General features: G+C 63.0%; 17 protein-coding genes. 4 read left to right on the plus strand and 13 right to left on the minus strand.

Annotated elements, in window-relative coordinates; all coding sequences use genetic code 11:
• Position 1: 1 nt before the first annotated feature.
• The 12 genes from ftsW to J2Y68_RS20525 all read right to left on the minus strand — a co-directional run bounded on the left by ftsW (position 2) and on the right by J2Y68_RS20525 (position 14,004).
• Positions 2-1,303 carry a putative lipid II flippase FtsW gene (ftsW, locus tag J2Y68_RS20470; protein WP_309996395.1) on the minus strand — a complete coding sequence of 434 codons (1,302 nt, stop codon included), beginning with the start codon at positions 1,301-1,303 and terminating at the stop codon, positions 2-4.
• 2 nt (positions 1,304-1,305) lie between these two features.
• On the minus strand, positions 1,306-2,895 hold the full coding sequence (murD, locus tag J2Y68_RS20475) for a UDP-N-acetylmuramoyl-L-alanine--D-glutamate ligase (protein ID WP_309996396.1): 1,590 nt from the start codon (positions 2,893-2,895) through the stop codon (positions 1,306-1,308).
• Positions 2,877-3,986 carry a phospho-N-acetylmuramoyl-pentapeptide-transferase gene (gene mraY / locus J2Y68_RS20480; RefSeq protein ID WP_211711319.1) on the minus strand — a complete coding sequence of 370 codons (1,110 nt, stop codon included), beginning with the start codon at positions 3,984-3,986 and terminating at the stop codon, positions 2,877-2,879. The genes murD and mraY overlap by 19 nt, the downstream gene beginning before the upstream one ends.
• Positions 3,983-5,473: a UDP-N-acetylmuramoyl-tripeptide--D-alanyl-D-alanine ligase gene (locus J2Y68_RS20485; protein ID WP_309996399.1), complete on the minus strand. Its 1,491-nt coding sequence runs from the start codon at positions 5,471-5,473 to the stop codon at positions 3,983-3,985. Before J2Y68_RS20485 ends, mraY begins: the two co-directional genes overlap by 4 nt.
• A 6-nt stretch (positions 5,474-5,479) precedes the next feature.
• A complete protein-coding gene (locus tag J2Y68_RS20490; RefSeq protein WP_309996401.1) occupies positions 5,480-7,111 on the minus strand; it encodes a UDP-N-acetylmuramoyl-L-alanyl-D-glutamate--2,6-diaminopimelate ligase in 1,632 nt (543 codons plus the stop codon).
• 102 nt (positions 7,112-7,213) lie between these two features.
• The gene (locus tag J2Y68_RS20495; RefSeq protein WP_309996402.1) at positions 7,214-9,010 is read right to left on the minus strand and encodes a peptidoglycan D,D-transpeptidase FtsI family protein; all 1,797 of its coding nucleotides are present in this window, start codon (positions 9,008-9,010) and stop codon (positions 7,214-7,216) included.
• Positions 9,011-9,052: 42 nt separating this feature from the next.
• Positions 9,053-9,709: a cell division protein FtsL gene (gene ftsL, locus J2Y68_RS20500; RefSeq protein ID WP_211711323.1), complete on the minus strand. Its 657-nt coding sequence runs from the start codon at positions 9,707-9,709 to the stop codon at positions 9,053-9,055.
• Positions 9,706-10,704 (minus strand): 16S rRNA (cytosine(1402)-N(4))-methyltransferase RsmH, encoded by a 999-nt coding sequence (gene rsmH / locus J2Y68_RS20505; protein WP_211711324.1) that lies wholly within the window; start codon positions 10,702-10,704, stop codon positions 9,706-9,708. The genes ftsL and rsmH overlap by 4 nt, the downstream gene beginning before the upstream one ends.
• Before the next feature lie 166 nt (positions 10,705-10,870).
• Entirely contained in the window at positions 10,871-11,302 is a 432-nt protein-coding gene (gene mraZ / locus J2Y68_RS20510; RefSeq protein WP_211711325.1) for a division/cell wall cluster transcriptional repressor MraZ, read from the minus strand.
• A 474-nt stretch (positions 11,303-11,776) separates the two neighbouring features.
• Entirely contained in the window at positions 11,777-12,145 is a 369-nt protein-coding gene (locus J2Y68_RS20515; protein ID WP_211711326.1) for a DUF3040 domain-containing protein, read from the minus strand.
• Between the two features lie 237 nt (positions 12,146-12,382).
• A complete protein-coding gene (gene dinB / locus J2Y68_RS20520; protein WP_309996406.1) occupies positions 12,383-13,645 on the minus strand; it encodes a DNA polymerase IV in 1,263 nt (420 codons plus the stop codon).
• A gap of 92 nt (positions 13,646-13,737) precedes the next feature.
• A complete protein-coding gene (locus tag J2Y68_RS20525) occupies positions 13,738-14,004 on the minus strand; it encodes a hypothetical protein (RefSeq protein WP_309996409.1) in 267 nt (88 codons plus the stop codon).
• Between J2Y68_RS20525 and J2Y68_RS20530 the strand changes: the two genes are divergently transcribed.
• Together J2Y68_RS20530 and J2Y68_RS20535 are read left to right on the plus strand one after the other, a co-directional pair.
• Complete coding sequence (locus tag J2Y68_RS20530; protein WP_309996412.1) at positions 14,003-14,293, plus strand: hypothetical protein; 291 nt, start codon at positions 14,003-14,005, stop codon at positions 14,291-14,293. The two genes, J2Y68_RS20525 and J2Y68_RS20530, sit on opposite strands and share 2 nt — an antisense overlap.
• A complete protein-coding gene (locus tag J2Y68_RS20535; RefSeq protein WP_309996414.1) occupies positions 14,290-15,384 on the plus strand; it encodes a polyprenyl synthetase family protein in 1,095 nt (364 codons plus the stop codon). Before J2Y68_RS20530 ends, J2Y68_RS20535 begins: the two co-directional genes overlap by 4 nt.
• 121 nt (positions 15,385-15,505) lie before the next feature.
• Here the strand turns inward: J2Y68_RS20535 and J2Y68_RS20540 are convergent, their stop codons facing one another.
• A complete protein-coding gene (locus J2Y68_RS20540; RefSeq protein WP_309996416.1) occupies positions 15,506-15,859 on the minus strand; it encodes an Rv2175c family DNA-binding protein in 354 nt (117 codons plus the stop codon).
• Positions 15,860-16,115: 256 nt separating this feature from the next.
• Between J2Y68_RS20540 and J2Y68_RS20545 the strand changes: the two genes are divergently transcribed.
• A complete protein-coding gene (locus J2Y68_RS20545; RefSeq protein ID WP_309996419.1) occupies positions 16,116-17,462 on the plus strand; it encodes a LysM peptidoglycan-binding domain-containing protein in 1,347 nt (448 codons plus the stop codon).
• A gap of 75 nt (positions 17,463-17,537) precedes the next feature.
• Positions 17,538-19,598: a Stk1 family PASTA domain-containing Ser/Thr kinase gene (gene pknB, locus J2Y68_RS20550; RefSeq protein ID WP_309996422.1), complete on the plus strand. Its 2,061-nt coding sequence runs from the start codon at positions 17,538-17,540 to the stop codon at positions 19,596-19,598.
• Positions 19,599-19,671: the final 73 nt, after the last annotated feature.

Consider the following 19,671-nt stretch of genomic DNA (forward strand, 5'->3'; position numbering starts at 1 on the left):
GCTAAGTACGCTTTCGTGCGGTTTTCGGAGAACGGCGCGGCAGGAAACGCGGCCGCTGCTGCGGCGGCAACTGGCCTCGGGCCAAGGACAAGACTACGCCCACGCCACACAACGACATCACCAGCGCTGAACCACCGTAGGAGATGAACGGAAGTGGAACCCCGACGACGGGAAGCAGCTGGGTGACTACCGCCATGTTCATGCTTGCCTGGCCCAGGAGCCACACCATGATGCCGCCGGCCAGGGTGCGCTGGAACGGATCCGTCTGGCGGACGACGACGCGGAAGATGGCGATGCCGAGGATAGCGAAAAGGACCAGGACCACAATGGTGCCCACCAGGCCCAGTTCCTCGCCGATGATGGCGAAGATGAAGTCGTTGTGGGCTTCAGGGAGCCAGTTGTACTTTTGCCGGCTTTGGCCGAGTCCCAGGCCGGTCCAGCTGCCTTGCGCCAGGCCGTACATGCCGTTGGTGGATTGGAAGTCGAAGTCGAAGTCGGCCGTGCAGGAGGCGGAGGCAGTACCGAGCCACGAGGTGATACGGCAAATACGGTTTGCGCTGCTGACCGTCGCGAGGATGGCGCCCGCGGCACCGACTGTGCCTGCTATGGCAAGCATCTTGCCGGGAACCCCGGCGAAGTACAGCCCCGCCGCCGTGATCGCGGCAATGACGATGACTGTGCCGAGGTCGTTGCCAAGCATCACCAGGGCGATCACCAGCCCTGCGCCGGGAACGACAGGAATGATCACGTGCCACCAACGGTGCAGGAGCTTCTGCTTGCGGGCCAATACGGCAGCGATCCAGACGCAGAGCACCAGCTTGGCCGTTTCGGAGGGCTGGAGCGTCACTCCACCGATGTCGATCCAGTTCTTATTGCCGTTGACGCTGTTGCCCATGACCTGGACGAGCGCAAGAAGGACCACTACGGCACCGAGTGCCCACCATGACAACCGTTTCATCCAGTTCACGTTGGTTCGCGAGATGACGTACATGGCCAAAGCACCCAGGACTCCGAACATGGCCTGCTTCAGGGCGTCCGCGTAGGGTGATTTGCCTTCGGAAATTGCCTCGACACTGGAAGCGGACAGGACCATCATGACGCCGATGGCCGTCAGTGCCAGGGCGCAACCAAGGATCAGGTAGTAGGTGGAGCTGTTCGGAGCCCTGTCCTTGCCTTCGAGGCTGTCCCAAAAGTTGCGCACGAGCCGGCGGAGCCCGGAAGGCTTCTTCGCCGGACCGGGCGATGCCTCGGGTTTCCCGTCCCGTGGCGCTTTGCCGCGGGTGCGGGTGGGCGTGCTGACCATTGTTACTCCTCGGTGGTCGGTGCCTGCCCTTCCACAAGCTCGCGAACTGCTTGGACGAAAGCGTCGCCACGGTGAGCGTAGGAAGAGAACTGATCCATGGATGCTGCCGCCGGCGCCATGAGCACAGTGTCGCCTGACGCTGCCACGGTGGCCGCCGCAGCGACGGCTTGGGCCATGACGGCCTCACCGTAGATAGGCGAAGCGGCATTACCGGCTGCGGTCTCCACTCTTTCAGTGTCACCCTTGGGCTGCACGATCACGGGGACATCCGCTGCGTGTCGCTGGAGGGAGCCTTCCAGTGCTTCGGTGTCGGTACCAATCAGTACCACGGCCTTCAAGCGTTGGGCATGCTCTTTGACCAGGTCGTCATAGTTGACGCCCTTGGAGAGGCCACCGGCGATCCACACGACGTTCTGGAAGGCGGAAAGTGCCGCGGAAGCTGCATGCGGATTGGTGGCCTTTGAATCATTGATCCACAGGATGTCGTTGTGTTTGGCCACCAGCTGGATGCGGTGGGCGCCCGGCAAATAGTTGGCCAGACCCTGCTTCACCGCTGAAGGCTCAACTCCGTAAGCCCGGACCAGGGCGGCAGCGGCCAAGGCGTTGGCCACCATGTGCCGCGGCGCAACAGGCCCGAGATCAGATATGGCCGCGAGTTCGGCGGCGGAGTCCTTGCGTTCAGCAATGAAGGCGCGGTCCACCAGGAGGCCATCCACCACGCCCAGCATGCTGATGGACGGTGTGTTGGTGGTGAACCCGATGGCCCGGCAGCCCTCGACGACGTCCGCGTTCTCCACCATCCGCTCAGTTTCGATCTGTTCGGCGTTGTAGACGGCAGCCTTCTGGGTGTTTTCGTACACCTTGGCCTTATCGGCGAGGTAGGAGGCGTAGGAACCGTGCCAGTCCACGTGGTCTTCGGCCACGTTGAGGCAAACACTTGCCACGGGAGACAGCGAGTGGCTCCAGTGCAGCTGGAAACTGGAGAGCTCCACTGCGAAGGCATCGTAGTCCACGGGATCCCGGAGGGCGTCGAGGATCGGCGTGCCCACGTTGCCGACGGCGATGGCCTTCAGTCCGGCTGCTTGAAGCATGGATTCCGTCATGCCAACAGTGGTTGTCTTGCCGTTGGTGCCGGTGATGGTGAGCCAATCCGCCGTCTTGTGGCCCGCCCGGACGCGCAGGCGCCAAGCAAGCTCGACATCCCCCCAAACTGCGATGTGCTTGCGCTTGGCGGCCGCCAGGAGGGCCTGGTCCGGCCGCCACCCCGGCGAGGTCACAACCAGCTCGGGCAACGCACCGTCGATCAGCGGAAGGGCGTTTACCGCCTCCTCGCCCAACAGCACGTCAACGGCGCCCACGATCTTCAAGGTGTCTGCCTGGGCCTTGGCACGGGTTGTGGTGGCAGCATCAACCACTACCACTTTCGCGCCGAGCTCGATCAGGGTGTCGGCGGCTGAGAAGCCGGACACTCCAATTCCCGTGACTACCACGCGAAGGCCGCTCCAGTCAGCGTCCCAGCTGGTGAGTTCGTTGAGCCTGTCCCCGGTGGACGGAGTAGTTTCGGGGCTTCCATTCACAGCAGTACCACCCATTCAGCGTAGAAAACTCCCAGGCCGGCAGCTACGAAGAGCCCGGCGAGGATCCAGAACCGGACCACCACTGTGACCTCCGCCCAGCCCTTCAATTCGAAGTGGTGCTGCAGTGGAGCCATCTTGAAGACACGCTTGCCGCCGCTGAGCTTGAAGAAGCCCACCTGAATGATCACGGACAGGGTGATCAGCACGAAAAGGCCGCCGATGAAGGCGAGCAGAAGCTCGGTCCGGGAGAGGATGGCGAAGGCTGCAACGGCTCCGCCGATGGCCAGGGACCCGGTGTCTCCCATGAAGATCTTTGCCGGCGACGTGTTCCACCAGAGGAAGCCCACCAAAGCCGCGCTGAGGATGGCGGCCAGCAGGGCCAGGTCCATGGGGTCACGGACCTGGTAGCAGCCGCTGCCTGCTTCCCGCGGGGATCCACAAGCCTGGTTGCTTTGCCAGATTCCCATGATGGTGTAGGCGCCAAACACCATGATCGACGCGCCCGCGGCCAGGCCGTCAAGGCCGTCGGTGAGGTTTACGCCGTTGGTGGCCGCGGTGATGATCAGGTTGGACCAGAGCACGAAAAGGATTGCGCCCACCACGGTGCCGCCGAAGGCGAGGTCCAGCCATGGAATGTCCCGCACCAGCGAGATCTGGGTCGAGGCAGGACGCAGCCCGTTTTCGTTGGGGAACTGCAAAACCAGGATCGCGAAGATGATGCCAACGGCTGCCTGCAGGATCAGCTTGGCCCGTGCGTTGAGGCCCAGGCTCCGCTTGTTCGAAATCTTGATGTAGTCATCGAGGAAGCCCACAAAGCCCATGCCGACCATCAGGAACAGCAGCAGGAGCCCGGACGCGGACGGTCCCGGAGAGCGTGGATTCATCATCCACATCACCAGGTGGGTGGCAAAGTAGCTGATCAGGACAGCTGCCACCACCACGGTTCCGCCCATGGTGGGTGTGCCGCGCTTGGTGTGGTGCGACGTCGGTCCGTCGTCGCGGATGAACTGGCCGTAGCTCTTGGCCACAAGGAACTTAATGAACAGGGGCGTCCCAATAAGGGCGACCAGGAGGGCGACGCCGGCGCCGATCAAAAGTGCAATCACAGCAGCTCGTTCCCTTCGCTTGCGGCAGCTTCATCCGCGGTGTCTCCGGTGGGCTCGGCCCGTGGAGGTAATGCTATCCGATCACCCAAATGCCGCAGGCCCACCCCGTTGGAGGACTTGAAAAGGACGAGGTCACCGGGTTCCAACTCGTTGCGCAGGAGCTCGTAGGCTTCCTCCACGGTTTCGGTGAACGAGCACTCGTCGCCCCAGGACCCTTCCTGGATGGCGGAGACGTAGAGGGCCCGGGCTTCCCGGCCCACTACTACCAGCCTGGAGATGTTCAGGCGCACCACCTGGGTGCCCACGGCCGTGTGCTCGCGGATGGAGTCCTCCCCCAGCTCGAGCATGGCGCCCAGGACCGCCCAGGTTCTGCGGCCCTGTCCGAGGTCGGCCAAGGTGCGCAGGGCCGCCCGCATGGATTCGGGGTTTGCGTTGTACGCGTCGTTGATAATGGTGACGCCGTCGGCGCGCTCAGTCCGTTCCATGCGCCAGCGGCTGGCCGCGGACTGGGAACTGAGCGAGGAGGCGATGTCAGCGGCCGGAAGGCCGGCCGCGAACGCTGCCGCAGCTGCTGCCAACAGGTTCGTCACGTGGTGGCCACCGATCAGCCGGCTCCGCACCTGAACGGACGGGCCGCCGTCGGGAAGTACGAGGTCAAAGTCCGGGAAGCCTTGGTCGTTGACAACCACGTTGCGGGCTTCCACCTCTTCGGTGGTGGCCGGCGAGGCAGTGAAACCGAGGACCTTGGCTTTGGTCCGTGAGCGCATGGCGGCGACGCGACCGTCGTCGAGGTTGATGACCGCGGTTCCGTGCTCGCTCAGTGCTTCGACAAGTTCGCCCTTGGTCTTGGCGATATTCTCCACGCCACCGAATTCGCCGGCGTGGGCTGTGCCAACAACCAGGACAACACCGATGTCCGGTTTGACCATGTCGGCGAGGTACTTGATGTGGCCCAGGCCTGTGGCGCCCATTTCGATGACCAGGAAGCGGGTGTTCTCATCTGCGGAAAAGACGGTCAGTGGTACCCCGACCTCGCCGTTGTAGGAACCCTGCGGCGCGACTGTGGGGCCAGCGGTGGACAGCACGCCCGCCAAGAGGTCCTTGGTGGTGGTCTTGCCCGCGGACCCGGTGATGCCGATCACCGTAAAGTCTTCGCCGCGCTGCTGCCGCGCTGCACGGATCCGGCGGACGGCTTCAGCCGCCAACGCACCCATGGCAAGGACTGCGTCCTCAACCACGACGGCGGGAAGCGGGTTCCCGGCGGCATCGGCCACTTCACGTTCGGCAAGGACCAGGACGGCGCCGCGTTCGAACGCGGCATCGACGAAGTCGTGGCCATCGGCGTGCTCGCCGGGCTTGGCAACGTACAGCGAACCAGGGGCTGCTTCCCGTGAATCAGTGACGACGGAGGTAGGCGCGATGCCCGGAGCTCCGGTCAAGCGGCCATGGGTGATGTCGGCGATCTCCGCCGCAGTAAGTGCAATCATCTCGGTTTAGGACTCTATCCGCTGGTCCGTTGAAACGCTGAATCCCTTGGATGTCAAGGCGGCGCGCAACTCCACCCTGTCATCCAGTGCCAGGTTCACTCCCTTGACTTCCTGCCAGACCTCGTGGCCGCGGCCGGCGATGAGGATGGTGTCCTCTGCCGTTGCCTTGTCGACGGCCAGGCGGATGGCAGTATCCCTCGGGTAGGACTCGATGACCTCGCACCCCAGACCTTCGGCATCGCGTGCCGCTATGGCGCCCTGCATCACGTCGGCGCGGATTGCCGCTGCATCTTCGTCGTGGGGATCGTCATCGCTGATGATCACCACATCGGCCAGGCGCGCCGCGATGGCCCCCATGGTGGGCCGCTTGCCTTGGTCCCGCTGGCCCGTGGCACCGAAGACCACGATCACGCGCGATCCCTCCTTGGGCGAGCGAACCGCTTCCAAAGCGCGGGCGAGGGCATCAGGATTGTGGGCAAAATCAACAACGGAGGCAGGGGCGCTGGAGACGAGCTGCATGCGGCCAGGAACGGCCACGGTGAATGGATCATGGGTGTCCAGGGCCGATTGGAGGGTCTCCACATCGACGCCGGACGCCAGGACCATGACGGTGGCCAGTGCCGCATTGGCCACGTTGAAGCCTCCGGGGAGCCCCGTGTGGACGCGCAGGGAGCGGCCGTCGGTGTGCCTGAGTTCAAACTCAGAGCCGAGTCCGCGGGCAGTGGTGGACGCCACGTGCCAGTCTGCGTCAGAACCCTTCGCCGAGAGCGTTGTCACCGGGATGCCGGCAGTCCCGGCGAGCTTCCGTCCCCAGGCATCGTCAACCGTGACGACGGCGCGGCGGGCCCTCCCACTGGTGAACAGCTCCGCCTTGGTGCGGAAGTACTCTTCCATGCTTCCGTGCAGGTCCAGATGGTCCTGGGTGAGGTTGGTGAAGCCCGCGACCTCGAACATCACGCCGTCCACCCGGTGGTAGGAGATCGCGTGCGATGAAACTTCCATGGAGGCAGCATCCAGCCCCCGTTCGCGCATCAGGGCGAGCAACGCATGGACGTCCGTGGATTCCGGCGTGGTCAGGAGGCTGGGAATGGGCTCGCCACCGGCAACGATCTCGATGGTGCCGATAAGCCCCGGCTTTTTGCCGAGGGCACGCAACAGCGAATTGATGAAGTAGGTGGTGGTGGTTTTCCCGTTGGTTCCGGTGACACCGAACAGGGAGGGGAAACCGCCCTCGGCGGGCTGGCTGCGGTAGATCAGTGCGGCCAAGCGCCCGACGACGGTACGCGGCTGGTCGACGACCAGTACGGGCACGGGCTGCTCGCCGGCCAGCGCAAGCTGGCGTGCCCCGGCGTCGTCCGTCACCACCGCGACAGCGCCGCCGTCGATTGCCTGCGCCACGAAGTCGGCGCCATGCCGTGAGGCACCCGGCAAGGCCACGTAGAGGTCCCCGGTTTCGACGGCCTTCGAATTGAGGCTTATACCGGTCACACCGGCCTCATGGCTGGCGTCCGGGGCCGCAAGTCCGAGCGACTCAGCAATGGTGGCCAAGGACACCGCAGCCACAGACCCGGGACGGAAGCCCGATCGGCCGGATTCCGGCGTGGTGGCTTGGACATCTGCCTGATTGTGCTCTGACACGTGGTTCTCCGTTGGTGCTCGTGGAACGACCGGCCGTGGGCCAGCGGCGCCCGGGCCGTTAGTGGTGGATCGATATTTGGCCGAAACAGACGCCCAAAAAGCTTACTTGACGAACTGCGGCAACCGCGCTGGGGTTCCCGTTGACGGCGGCACGTTGTACGTCCGGAGGACCTGTGCCATGACGGAACGGAACACCGGCCCGTTGGTAATGCCGTAGATACTTCCCTTGGGACGCTGGAGCACCACTTCCACGATGAACCGGGGATCCTCCATGGGAGCCATACCCACCATTGAGGCCGTGTAACCATCGAAGCCGGGCAAACCGTCTTCACGGGGCGCCTGGGAGGTTCCGGTTTTGGCACCGACGCGATAGCCGTCGATGGCTGCGTCCTTGATCTGGCCCTCGGTCACGGCACTTTCCAGGATGTCCTGAACCTGTTCCGCGGTCTCTTTGGACACCACCTGGCGGGGATCCTTGGCGGGAACCTTGTGCTCTTCCCCATCTGGCGCGATGTAACTGTCAATGAGCCTGGGCTGGAGCATGACGCCGTTGTTGGCGATGCTTTGGTAGGCACGGACCGTCTGCAGCGTGGATTGCGACACGCCCTGTCCGAACAGCACTGTGTACTGCTGACGATCGTCCCACTGTTCGGGCTTGGCAAGGATACCGGTGGCCTCGGCGGGAAGGCCGATGTCGGTCTGCTCCCCTACCCCAAACTTCTTGAGCCAGTCATAACGCTGCTCCTTGGTCAGCCGGCTGCCTGCCATCACGGTCCCGGTATTCATGGACCAACCCAGGATGCCGGCCAGCGTTCGCTCTTCGGTGCCGTGCTCGAACGCATCGGTGAAGGTCTGTCCGTCGATGGTGTACGACGGCGGGATGGTGAAGTGGTCCAGCGGGTTGGACTTTCCCTCCTCGATGACAGCTGCAGCCGTGATCATCTTCTCCACGGAACCCGGCTCATAGGCCGCTGTTACCGAACGAACGCCGCGGTCCTTGGCATCGACCTTGCCCGGATCATTGGGATCGGGTGCGTTGGTGTCGGCCAATGCGATGAGGTTGCCGGTCTTGGTGTCCATGACGATGATCACGCCCCACTCGGCGCTGAGCTTATCCACCTGGTTCTGGATGGCTTGCTGGGCGAAGTACTGGATGTCCGTGTTGAGGGTCAGTTTGACGTCGCTGCCGTCCACGGCAGGTGTTAGTTCGTCCGTCGCCACGGGAATCCGGAGGCCGTCTGCGCCAATTTCGAAGACGCGCTTTCCCTCGGTTCCCCGCAGCACATCATCCTGCGTCTGCTCGATGCCTGCTTGCCCGGTGGTGCCGTCCTGCAGGAACCCTATGACGCCGCCGGCCACGCTGCCGTTGGGATAGACCCGCTTGCTGACACCTTCGGCCACGATGCCCGGAATCAGGAGTTTGGAGATCCGGTCCTCGAGCTCCGGCTTGACGTCCTTGGCCACCACAGCATATTTCTTATCGCCGGTCAGGGCATCACGGACTTTGCTTTCGTCAGCTCCCAGCAGGCCGGCCAGCTCGGCGATGCCCTGGTCCCGGGTAACGACGTCGAGTTCTTCGGTCTTTTCGTTGTAGCGCTTGAACGAAGCCGTGTTGGTGTTCTGGACCTGATCCACCACGATGTTGTAGCGAATAACGCTGCTGGCCAGGACTGTGCCGTTCGCGTCCACGATCTTGCCCCGCTCGGCGGGCAATACCTGGGGCGTCAGGCGGCTTGCAAGGGCAGCTTCGGCCATTCCGCCAACGTCCAGTCCCTGCACCATGAACAGCTTGCCGCCCACTACGAGCAACAGCGTCAGCATGATGCCAAGGCCAACGCGCAGCCGCTTCCTTGCCGCCGGCGTCTTCGGTTTTTTCGATGTGCCGGGGTTCTGAGCCACGTGGATTCCTTGCTGCTGGCCTTACTTCAATGGACTGATGGACTACTGCCCTGGTGCCTTCTGTTGCGGAGCAGGCACCGATCCGCCGTGGAGTTCAACCGGCGGTGTTGCTGCCGTTCCAGCAGCCGGAGCGGCCGGCGTGGGAGCCGGTGCGGCCGGTGTCACTGGTTTGAGGTTCTCCAGCGGGTCCTTGGTAGTCACCGAGGGAACAACATCAAGCATTCCTGCCACCGCGGGAGGAGCGAGCTGCGCACCGGGGTTGTCCCCCTTGACCGCAGGAGTCGCCTTCCCCGTAACTGTCATGGTGTCCACATTGATCTGGCCTTTCACCGTGGACGGTACCATTCCCAATTCTGCAGCCTTCGCGGCCAGATTCTGCGGAGCTTCGTAGTTCTGCTTCTTCTGTGTCAGGTCCTGGTTTTCCTTGTTCAGCGTCGCAGCTTCCGCTTTGAGCTGCACCAACTGGTACTGCGCAGTGGACACTGAAATGTTAAGGACCAGGACTGTCAACAATGCAGCTGCCATGGCCACGAAGCACAGGACGACAAAAGGAGTCCTCCGCTTCCCGGGCGTACTGCGGACCAAGGAAAGCGGTGTGCGGGTCTTCCGCGGCGCATCGGGTTTTCCCGCGGGAACCGGCAGCGCCCGTGCCGTGTTGCCCACGACGGAGGGCATTGTCTTCGCTGCGGCGTTGCTCATGCGTCTCTCCTTGGTTTGATACGCTCCACTGCCCTAAGGCGGGCAGACGCCGCACGCGGGTTTTCAGCGATTTCTGCTGCTGTAGGCACTTCCGTGCCCTTGGTGATGGTCTTGAGTTCGGGTTTGTGCTCTTCGAGCTCCACCGGGAAGCCGAGCGGTGCGGAAGACTTCGATCCGGACTGGAAGACCGATTTGACGATCTTGTCCTCCAGTGAGTGGTAGGACATCACCACAATCCGCCCGCCCATGGCCGTAGAAGCAACGGCCGCCGGAACCGCCCGCTCGAGGACATCGAGTTCTTCGTTGACTTCGATCCTCAGCGCTTGGAACGTTCGCTTTGCGGGGTGTCCGCCACTCTTCGCTGCGGCAGCGGGAACGACGCTGCGAATTTGCTCCACCAGCTCGCCAGTTGTAGCGAAAGGCTTTTCGGCCCGGGCGTTGACGATCCTATTAGCGATCCGTCCGGCGAATTTCTCTTCACCCCATTTGCGGATGATGCGCACCAATTCGTCTTCGCTGTAGTTGTTGACCACATCTGCTGCCGTTTGGCCACGGCTGGTGTCCATCCGCATATCCAGCGGAGCGTCGTAGGAGTAGGCGAAACCGCGTTCACGCTCGTCGAGCTGCAGGGAGGAAACCCCCAGGTCCATGAGGATGCCGTGGACCTCCGGGATGCCAAGATCCGCGAGGACGTCTTCGATCTCGTCGTAGACGGCGTGGACGAGGTCTGTCCGGTTCGAGAAGGGTTCCAAACGGGCCCCGGCCAGGGCGAGTGCTTCCTCGTCGCGATCGATGCCCACCAGGTGAAGGTCGGGAAAGCGCTGGAGCATCGCTTCGGAGTGGCCGCCCATGCCCAGCGTTGCGTCGATGGCGACGGGCGTCCTGCCCAGCTTCCGTGCAGCCTCGAAGCCGGGGGCGAGCAGATTAATGCAGCGGTCTTTCAGGACGGGCACGTGGCGCTCCGATGTGGGCTTTGCCGCGTCCTGCTCTTCCACGCTGCCTCCTCTTTCCTTAGTGCTTGCACGCTGATTCTTGAATCGGATCCCCATCCGCGCCTATCGTCCTGCCGGCCTGGCTCAGGGGAAGTTGAGCCAGGAAGACTGTCCAATGGGCGGCTGGAGATCCCATCCAAGAAGCGGGATCCCTGCTCGCTCCGACCGGTTAGAAGAACCCGGGCAGATTGTCGTCATCCGTTTCCGAGAAGGCTGCTTCCTTCTCGTTGAGGTACTCATTCCAAGCTTCGGCATCCCAGATCTCTGCGCGGGTACCGGCTCCAATCACTGCCAGTTCCCGGCCAAGGCCGGCATACGTCCGGAGCGCCGGCGGAATCGTCACGCGCCCCTGCTTGTCAGGTACTTCGTCCGAGGCCCCAGACAGAAAAACCCTGATGTAGTCGCGGGCCTGCTTGGAGGACAGTGGCGCCTCCCGCATCGACTCGTGAATACGCTCGAATTCTTTCTGGCTGAAGACGTAGATGCAGCGCTCCTGGCCCCTTGTGAGGACCAACCCCTCGGCAAGCTCTTCACGGAACTTGGCGGGAAGTATGATTCGGCCCTTTTCGTCGAGACGTGGAGAGTGAGTGCCCAAGAACACTGGCCCCACCGCCCCTCAGTCAAGGTGCCCGCACATGCCCAACACTGCCACTACCCTCTTATGTTCTCCACTTTACTCCACAACGCCCCACAGTCAACGCACGTTGGGACGTTTCTCCACCACTTTGAGATTCGGTCGGCCAATATTCCCGCGGATTTCCAGGGAGGGAGCACAGTGGAGGGCTGTGGGAGGTCCTTCTTAGGTGGGGTCCGGCGCGGAGGCTTACAAGCTGACCCAACGGCGGCAACAGCCCGGATTAGTGGGCCGGGTGGCGGAAAGTGGAGTGCTTCGGCTCGCGGCAGGGAGCACCCTTAAAGGACCTAAGAATATGCACGCCGGATGAGGGCGCCAGGGAACTGTGGATAAACGCGAAAAGACCCGCAATGCGGGCCTTTCGTTATCCCCGGCGGTAGTCAGGGAATGCTTGCTTCAGTTCCTGTCCGGTGATGTCGGCTGCCGAACGGGAACAGGAGGTCAGTTGTCGTCGCGGCGGCGTTCGTCCCAGCGTTCTTCGAGGCTGCTCATGAACGTGCTCTTGGGCTTGGCCTTTCCTGGCTTGGCCTTGCCGCCTTTACCGAAGGCCGAGCCACGCAACGTGGCGAAATAGACCCCGGCACCCATGACGACAAACCCGAGCACGCCTATGGGAATCGCTTGGATGGACACACCCACCAGCAGGAGGAGGATGCCTGCGATAGCGCCGAGCACACCGATAATCACATGCCGGGTGGACCAGCTGCGTATGGGATCCGAGCCCATTGTGTTGGCAAACTTCGGATCGTCCTCATGAAGTTGCTTCTCCAGTTGCTCAAGCAGCTTCTGTTCGTGCTCCGAGAGGGGCATCGCGACCTCCTTTAGTCAGCCAGCGTCTGGACATAACGCGTCCTGTGCGTCTGTTACCAAAACGATCGGACCAAGGGAATCGTTCCCAAAATACTCTCTGGGTTCAGCGGGCATTCAGGGACCGACTGTTGAGGAAACAGTTTGTCCAGACGATCTAAATCTCTGTAATAAATAGGATAGTTTGTCGGAGGCCGATCTGAAAGACACGCAGTCGTCCGCAAAGCGCCCTCCCGGGCGTCAGCTCCCGGGCTGAGGCTTACCGGGTTCCAAAAGCCGGGCAGGCAGCAAGGTCCTGGAGCCAAAGCGCTCGGACACGCGGTCCAGGGCCTGCTCCGCGGCACGCCAATTGTCGTCCCTGCGATCAAGGCTCAACTGCATGGATGTTTGCCCGGCCGGCTCCAATTGCTCAGCCCGAACCCCCACCAGGCGGACATTCATGGATCGCGGTCCCAAAGACTCCATGAGCTGCACCGCCACCTGGTAGATCAACTGGGCACTGTCCACGGGAGTCTGCACAGTCCGGCTCCGCGAAACAGTGGAGAAATCGGAGTAGCGGAGCTTAAGGGCGATTGTCCTCGCGAGCATGCCGGAACTGCGAAGGCGGGAAGCGGTCCTATGCGACAACCGCAGCAGCTCCCGGTGCAGCAAGGCGTTGTCTCCCGTGTCTTGGGCAAACGTTTCCTCAGCACCAATGCTCTTTTCGAGCCGGGTAGGGGTCACCGGCCTGGGGTCTATTCCCATGGACAGGCGGTGGACGTGCTCGCCACTTGCTCCGAGCACCTTCTTGAGGGATGCGAGTGGCGTCGCGGCCACGTCGGCAACGGTGCGGATACCCAGGCGGGCCAGGACTTCTCCGGTCTTTCCACCAACCCCCCACAACGCATTGACAGGCAAGCTGTGCAGGTAGGGAACAGTGTCATCGGCGTCGATTTGAAGGATGCCATCCGGCTTGCAGCGCGTTGATGCGATCTTGGCCACAAACTTGGACGCTGCAATGCCCACAGAGGCGGTGATGCCGAGCTCCGATTGGACCCTCCGGCGGATGAGGTGACCGATCTCCAGCGGCGATCCCAACCGCCGGATGGCGCCACCCACGTCAAGGAAGGCCTCGTCTACGCTCAGGGGTTCCACGAGGTCGGTGATCGAGGCGAAAATCTCCATCAACTGTTCCGAGACCTCGTAGTAGGCCTTATGCCGGGGATTGATGATGACTGCCGCCGGGCACCGCCTCATGGCAATGGACATGGGCATCGCCGATTTCACGCCTGTTGCCCGGGCCTCGTACGACGCGGACAGGACCACTGAGCGCTCAGCCGGGAAACCCACTATCACCGGCTTGCCGCGAAGCTCGGGGCGGCTGCGAAGTTCCACCGAGACAAAAAAGGCATCCATGTCCACATGAAGTATGCTGGTTCGCCTCAGTTCCCGCAGGGCATCTCCAGCGCTGCGGGCGGATCCGTTGGGGGCACCTTGGGTGCCACCGAATGCTTCCTGCCTCACACCGGCAATACTATGCCCGGCCACTGACTAAACTGGAGGCACAATCCGGCTCAGCCCCAGGAAGGATACCCTGTGAAGCTCTTTGGAACTCCTCAATCGCGAGGGTTTGCCCTGCTCGCAGTAAGTGTCGCAGTGGCGGCCTCAGCCTGCACACCGTCGACCGGGGGTTCAGCAGCTCCGTCTCCAAGCGGCGCGGCCTCGACGTCGTCCCCTGCAACGTCAAGCGCTGCCGCGACTCCGTCCGGCTCCGCTGCCCCCTCAGCGACCGCTTCGACCGGGACAACCGCTCCCGTACCCGATGCAACTGCCACCGTGAATGCGCTGGTCCCCGGCTTCCCCCAGCAACTCATACCGGTCATGCCCAATACTTCGGTTCGCTCCAGCAGCGTGGACAAAAAAGATTCCCTGACCAACGTGGCACTGGTCGGAACGGTGAAAGCGCCCCCGGAAGGGGTGGTGGACTACTACAAGGCCTCTCTTGAAGCGCAAGGTTTCAAGCTGGTTCCTGGCCCCGAAGCAGTCGGCAACGTCACCTCGCTTGACTTCATCCGGGGCGACGGGGAGACCGTCAACGTATCCATCCGGCAGAAGGAGGGTGTTTCCACCTTCACCATTGGCGCCAACGTGGCGGCAGGATCCGTCAAGTGACGGTTTCCTCCCAGGTCTCCTCTGAACAAGCGGAATTCGTCAGTGCCGTTGCCGGGAAACTGAACGGCTTCCTTTCCGGGCAGCAGGACCTCATGGCGGGTGTCTCTGCCGACGTCGCACCGCTCATCGGTTCCATTTCGCAGCTGGTCACTGGCGGCAAGCGCCTGAGGGCGCTGTTGTGCTACTGGGGTTGGCGGGGCGCGGGCGGCGGAGCCGGCGATCCTGACATCGTCACCGCCGGGTGCGCCCTTGAACTTTTCCAAGCCGCAGCGCTGATCCACGACGACATCATCGACCGTTCGGATACGCGACGGGGCGGGCCCAGCGTACATAAGAGATTCAGCCAACTCCACGAGGCCCAAGGGTGGGCCCTGGACAGCGGGCGTTTCGGGGACGCCGCCGCCATCCTGACCGGCGATCTCTGCCTGTCCTTCAGTGAGGAGTCGTTCACCGGCATCGGGCCACGCGCGGCGTCCGGAACACCGGCACGAAGCATCTTCAACGTCATGCGGGCAGAGGTGATGGCCGGCCAGTACCTTGACATCCTCGAAGAAGTGGCTGGACCAGTCCGCGACCGTGCGGGTTCCGTGGACCGGGCAAAGTCGATCATCCGATACAAGTCCGCGAAGTATTCCACCGAACATCCCCTCGCCCTGGGAGGGGCTTTGGCCGGCGCCCCCGCCGAACTTCTGAGGGCATACTCGGAGTTCTCCTTGCCGCTCGGCGAGGCATTCCAGATGCGGGATGACGTCCTGGGAGTTTTCGGCGATCCCGAAACCACTGGCAAGCCAGCTGGGGACGACCTCCGCGAAGGAAAAAGAACCGTCCTTGTGGGTTTCGCCATTAACCAGGCCAGCCCGGCCGAAGCCGATTACCTTGACCGCACTCTGGGCAATCCCGGCTTGGGGGCGGAAGAAGTGGAAGCGATCAGGCGCATCATTGTCCAAAGCGGCGCGCTGGAGGCCACTGAGGCGCTCATTGCCGAACTGAGTTCGCAGGCCTTCGCAGCCCTTGAGCGCTTGCCCCTGCAGGAAGTCCCTTTGACAGCGCTCAGCCGGCTTGCCGAAGCCGCCGTGAGCCGCGCGGCCTGACCGCCGGCGCACCTTCCTGCCATACGGCAGCCGGCAGTAACACGACATGACGCGTACGACGACGGTGGGAACCGTCGTCGTACGCGTTTAAGTGTGTGTTACCCCCGAGGGGGCGCGGCCCCTACCAGGCCAGTGACTGGGCGCGGCGCCTGATCTCCGTCTTGCGGCCTTCCCGCAAGGCGTCGATGGGCCGTCCCCGCAACGACTCGTCGGGGGTGAAAAGCCAAACAATCAACTCTTCGTCCGTATATCCGGCGTCGCTGAGGACCGCGACCGTCCCCTTCAGGCTGTCAACGACGTGACCGTCCTGAATAAACAGGGCCGGGATCGAACGGACATTACGTTCTCCCCGCCTGATGGCTACGAGGGCACGCTCATCCAAAAGTCCGTGGACCTTGGTGATGGAAACTTCCAGCAATTCGGCGACATCCGGCAAGGGCAGCCAGTCGGAAACAAGGCTTTCTACATTACTCACGGAACAAGGTTGCCACGCCGCCCCGCCCCTCGCCTAGCCGGAGCACGACGGCGGTGCGGGCCGATCGCCATGAAGTCGCCATTTCTGCCCTATAAATCGGTCAGCATAATCCATTACGCGTCGAATTGTTGTGCCGATGGAATAAGTATGAGAGATTCACACTGATCACTCTTGCACCATTGATAACATCAGTAACATTGGTAACACTGACAACAGCGCTAACAATCGCCCCCGCTGTTGAGATGAGGACACTTTCATGACGACGCCCCGCTCGCCGAAACGAACCATGAGCATGCCGGTCATTGCGGCAACCACGGCTGCGCTTCCCGCCGTGGTTTTGTCCTCTCTGGCCTTGGCGCAACCCTCCATGGCGACACCGGCTCCGCAGCCCCGCAAAATTCCGGCCACCCTTGCGGCGGCCATGAAGGCCCAGGCCGTCAACACCGGCACGGTGATTCCTGCCCAGGCGGTCGCGGCTACGCTTCCCGCTGCCCTGCGCCCGATGGCGCCCTCGGTTCCGGATACCTACACGATCGTCCGCGGCGACACCATCAGTGCGATTGCGCGCCGCTTCAACCTGGACACCAACGCGGTGCTTGAACTGAACAAGCTCACTGCGACCACGCTGATCTTCCCCGGTCAGACCATCAAGCTCACTGGGACGGCTTCCGCCGCACCCGCCCAGCCTTCGGCTCCGGCAGCACCCAGCACGCCGAGCACCCCGGGCAACGCCACTGTCTACACAGTGGTATCCGGAGACACCCTGGGCGCCATTGCCGCCAAGCACGGCGTGCCGCTGTCCAGCATCTTCAGCTGGAACAACCTCAACGGCAGCTCCATCATCTACCCGGGCCAGAAAATCAAGGTCAGCGGCGGATCAGCGCCGACAGCACCGTCGGCCCCGGCAGCACCGACGCCGGCACCAGTGACGAGCGCGGGTTCCTATGTGATCAAGGCCGGTGACACGCTCAGCTCCATCGCCTCGCGGCACGGTGTTTCCCTTGCCGCACTGATGAGTGCCAACAACGTCACGGCCACCACCGTCATTTATCCCGGCCAGAAACTCACCATTCCCGGCGCGGGCAGCAGCCTCCAGCCCGCGGGCGAAACCAAGCCGCTGGTTCCCAGCACCTTCCTGGGTTTCACCTATCCGCCGGCAGTAGTCAGTTCCGCCAACGAAAACAAGGCACTCCTCAATGCCTCCCCGGTGCCGACCCGCGCCGAAATGAAGGGCATTGTGGCAGATACCGCCCGGCGAATGGGCGTCAGCCCGTCCTTGGCCTTGGCTTTCGCCGAACAGGAATCCGGCTTTGACCAGCGCGCTGTCTCCCCGGCGAACGCCATCGGCACCATGCAGGTCATCCCTTCCTCGGGCCAGTGGGCCTCCGACCTTGTAGGCCGGAAACTCAACCTCCTGGACCCGTACGACAACGCCACTGCCGGTGTCGCCATCATCCGGGCGCTCATTGCGACGAGCAAGGACCTGGACAACGCGATCGCTGGCTATTACCAGGGCCAGTACTCGGTGAGCAAATACGGAATGTACGACGACACCAAGCGCTACGTCGAGTCGATCAAGGCCCGCCAGCGCACCTTCGGCTAGGTCTTGCACAGCACCTCGGAAGGGGCCCGCATCCTGCGTGGATTCGGGCCCCTTCCCCGTCTCGTTTAGGATCGTATGGTGCAAGAACCAACGCAGGACCACCTCATCGGGACCACCGTGGACGGGCGATATACGGTTTGTTCACGCCTCGCGAGAGGCGGAATGTCCACCGTGTACTTGGCTACGGACCAACGCCTGGAGCGCGACGTAGCCCTCAAAGTCCTGCACCCGAACCTGGCCAACGATCCCACCTTCCTGCAACGCCTGAGCCGCGAAGCGAAGGCAGCAGCCAGCCTCTCCCACCCGCACATCGTGGGAGTCCTGGACCAAGGCGAGGACGGCCACATCGCCTACCTGGTCATGGAATACGTCAAGGGGCACACCCTTCGCGACGTCATGACTGAACAGGGCGCCCTTCCGCCGCGCCTCGCACTGGCGCTGATCGATCCTGTCATCGAAGGACTCGCCGCCGCCCACGGCTCCGGACTGATCCATCGCGACATCAAGCCCGAGAACGTCCTCATTGCCGACGACGGACGCATCAAAGTAGCTGACTTCGGATTGGCCAGGGCAGTCTCAGCCAACACCAGCACGGGTGCCCTGATCGGCACCGTGGCTTATCTGGCGCCCGAACTGGTGCTCGGCCAGGCCGCGGACGCCCGCAGCGACATTTACTCGGCCGGCATCATGCTTTACGAAATGCTGACCGGTAAGCAACCCTACGCAGGCGACTCACCCATCCAGGTGGCGTACCAGCACGTCAACTCGGTTGTCGGACGGCCTTCAGACGTGGCCCCCGGCCTCGCCGACGACCTGGATGAACTGGTGCAGTGGTGCACCGCCACAGATGCCGAAAACCGCCCGGTGGACGGTGCTGCCCTGCTGACGGAGCTGCGCCACATCCGAACCACGCTCACCGATGAGCAGTTGGACCACCGGCAGTCGCCCGCGCAGACGCCGCACTCCCCCGCGACCGCAAACGAAACGACGCCGGTGGGCAACCCCGCCGGACATCCGACGGAGGCATTGGCCGCCACGGCCTCACCCACTGAGTTCATCTCCCACCAGCGCAATCCCACCACCATCATGGCCGCCGCTGGCACGGGGCTCCAACATTCCGCACAGGACGCCACCGACCGCGACCTGAACCAGCCTGGCAAGCGTGAGCTGAAAAGGATTGAACGGCAGCAAGCAAAAGACCGCGCCAGGGCCGCGGCAACTCCGGTCCGTCAACTCCGCGAAGGCAACCCACGCCGCCGCGGCATCATCTGGACCATCGTGATCGTCATCCTGGCATTGCTGGCCGCTTCCGCAGGGTGGTTCTTCGGCATGGGTCCCGGATCTCCCGGAACCATACCCGACGTCAAGAACAAGACCGTGGCTGAAGCCCAGCAGCTGCTTCGCACCGCCGGCTTCCAGTCTGAGCCGCAGGACGTGTTCGACGACGACATCATGCCCGGTTTCGCTGTTGGGACCGAGCCCGAGTCCGGCGCGGAAGTCCGGAAGTTCCAATCCGTCACAGTCTTCGTCTCCAAGGGGGCACAGCTTTTCCCACTGCCAACACTCACGGGAGTCACCCTGGCAGAGGCTAAGAACGCCCTCAACACAGCACAAATGGCCTTGGGCAACGTCACCGAAGCCTTCGACGACAAGGTGCCGGCCGGCGTCGTAATTTCACAGGACCCCGCAACCGGCAAGGAAGTGCGCCACGGCACGCCAGTGGCTTTGGTGGTATCCAAGGGGCCGCAGCCGATTCCCGTCCCCGATGTCAGGGGTTTGACGAAGGACGCCGCCATCAAGGCCCTCCAGGACGTGGGGCTGAAGGCAGCGATCGCTCCGGACGCGGTCAACGACAAGAAGGTACCGAAAGGCGCCATTCTTTCCCAGGCCCCGGCAGGCGGCAACCTCGTCAAGGGCGACACCGTGACCCTCACCGTGTCGGATGGGCCACGCCTGGTCAAGGTACCCAGCTTCGTCGGCAAGCAGGCCAAAGAAGCCCGCAAACAGCTTGAGGACCTGGGGTTCGAGGTTAAAATCAACGAAATCCTGGGCGGCTTCTTCGGGACCGTCCGCGACCAGAACCCCGTCAACACAGAAGTGGCCGAGGGTTCCCTCATCACGCTGACGGTGGTCTAGCACCCAAGAAAACGACAAAAGGCGCGGTCCGGATTCAGCCGGACCGCGCCTTTCGTTTTGTCAGCTCACGTGG

The sequence above is a fragment of the Paenarthrobacter nitroguajacolicus genome (assembly GCF_031455195.1).
In the GTDB taxonomy this organism is placed as follows: Bacteria; Actinomycetota; Actinomycetes; order Actinomycetales; family Micrococcaceae; genus Arthrobacter; species Arthrobacter nitroguajacolicus_D.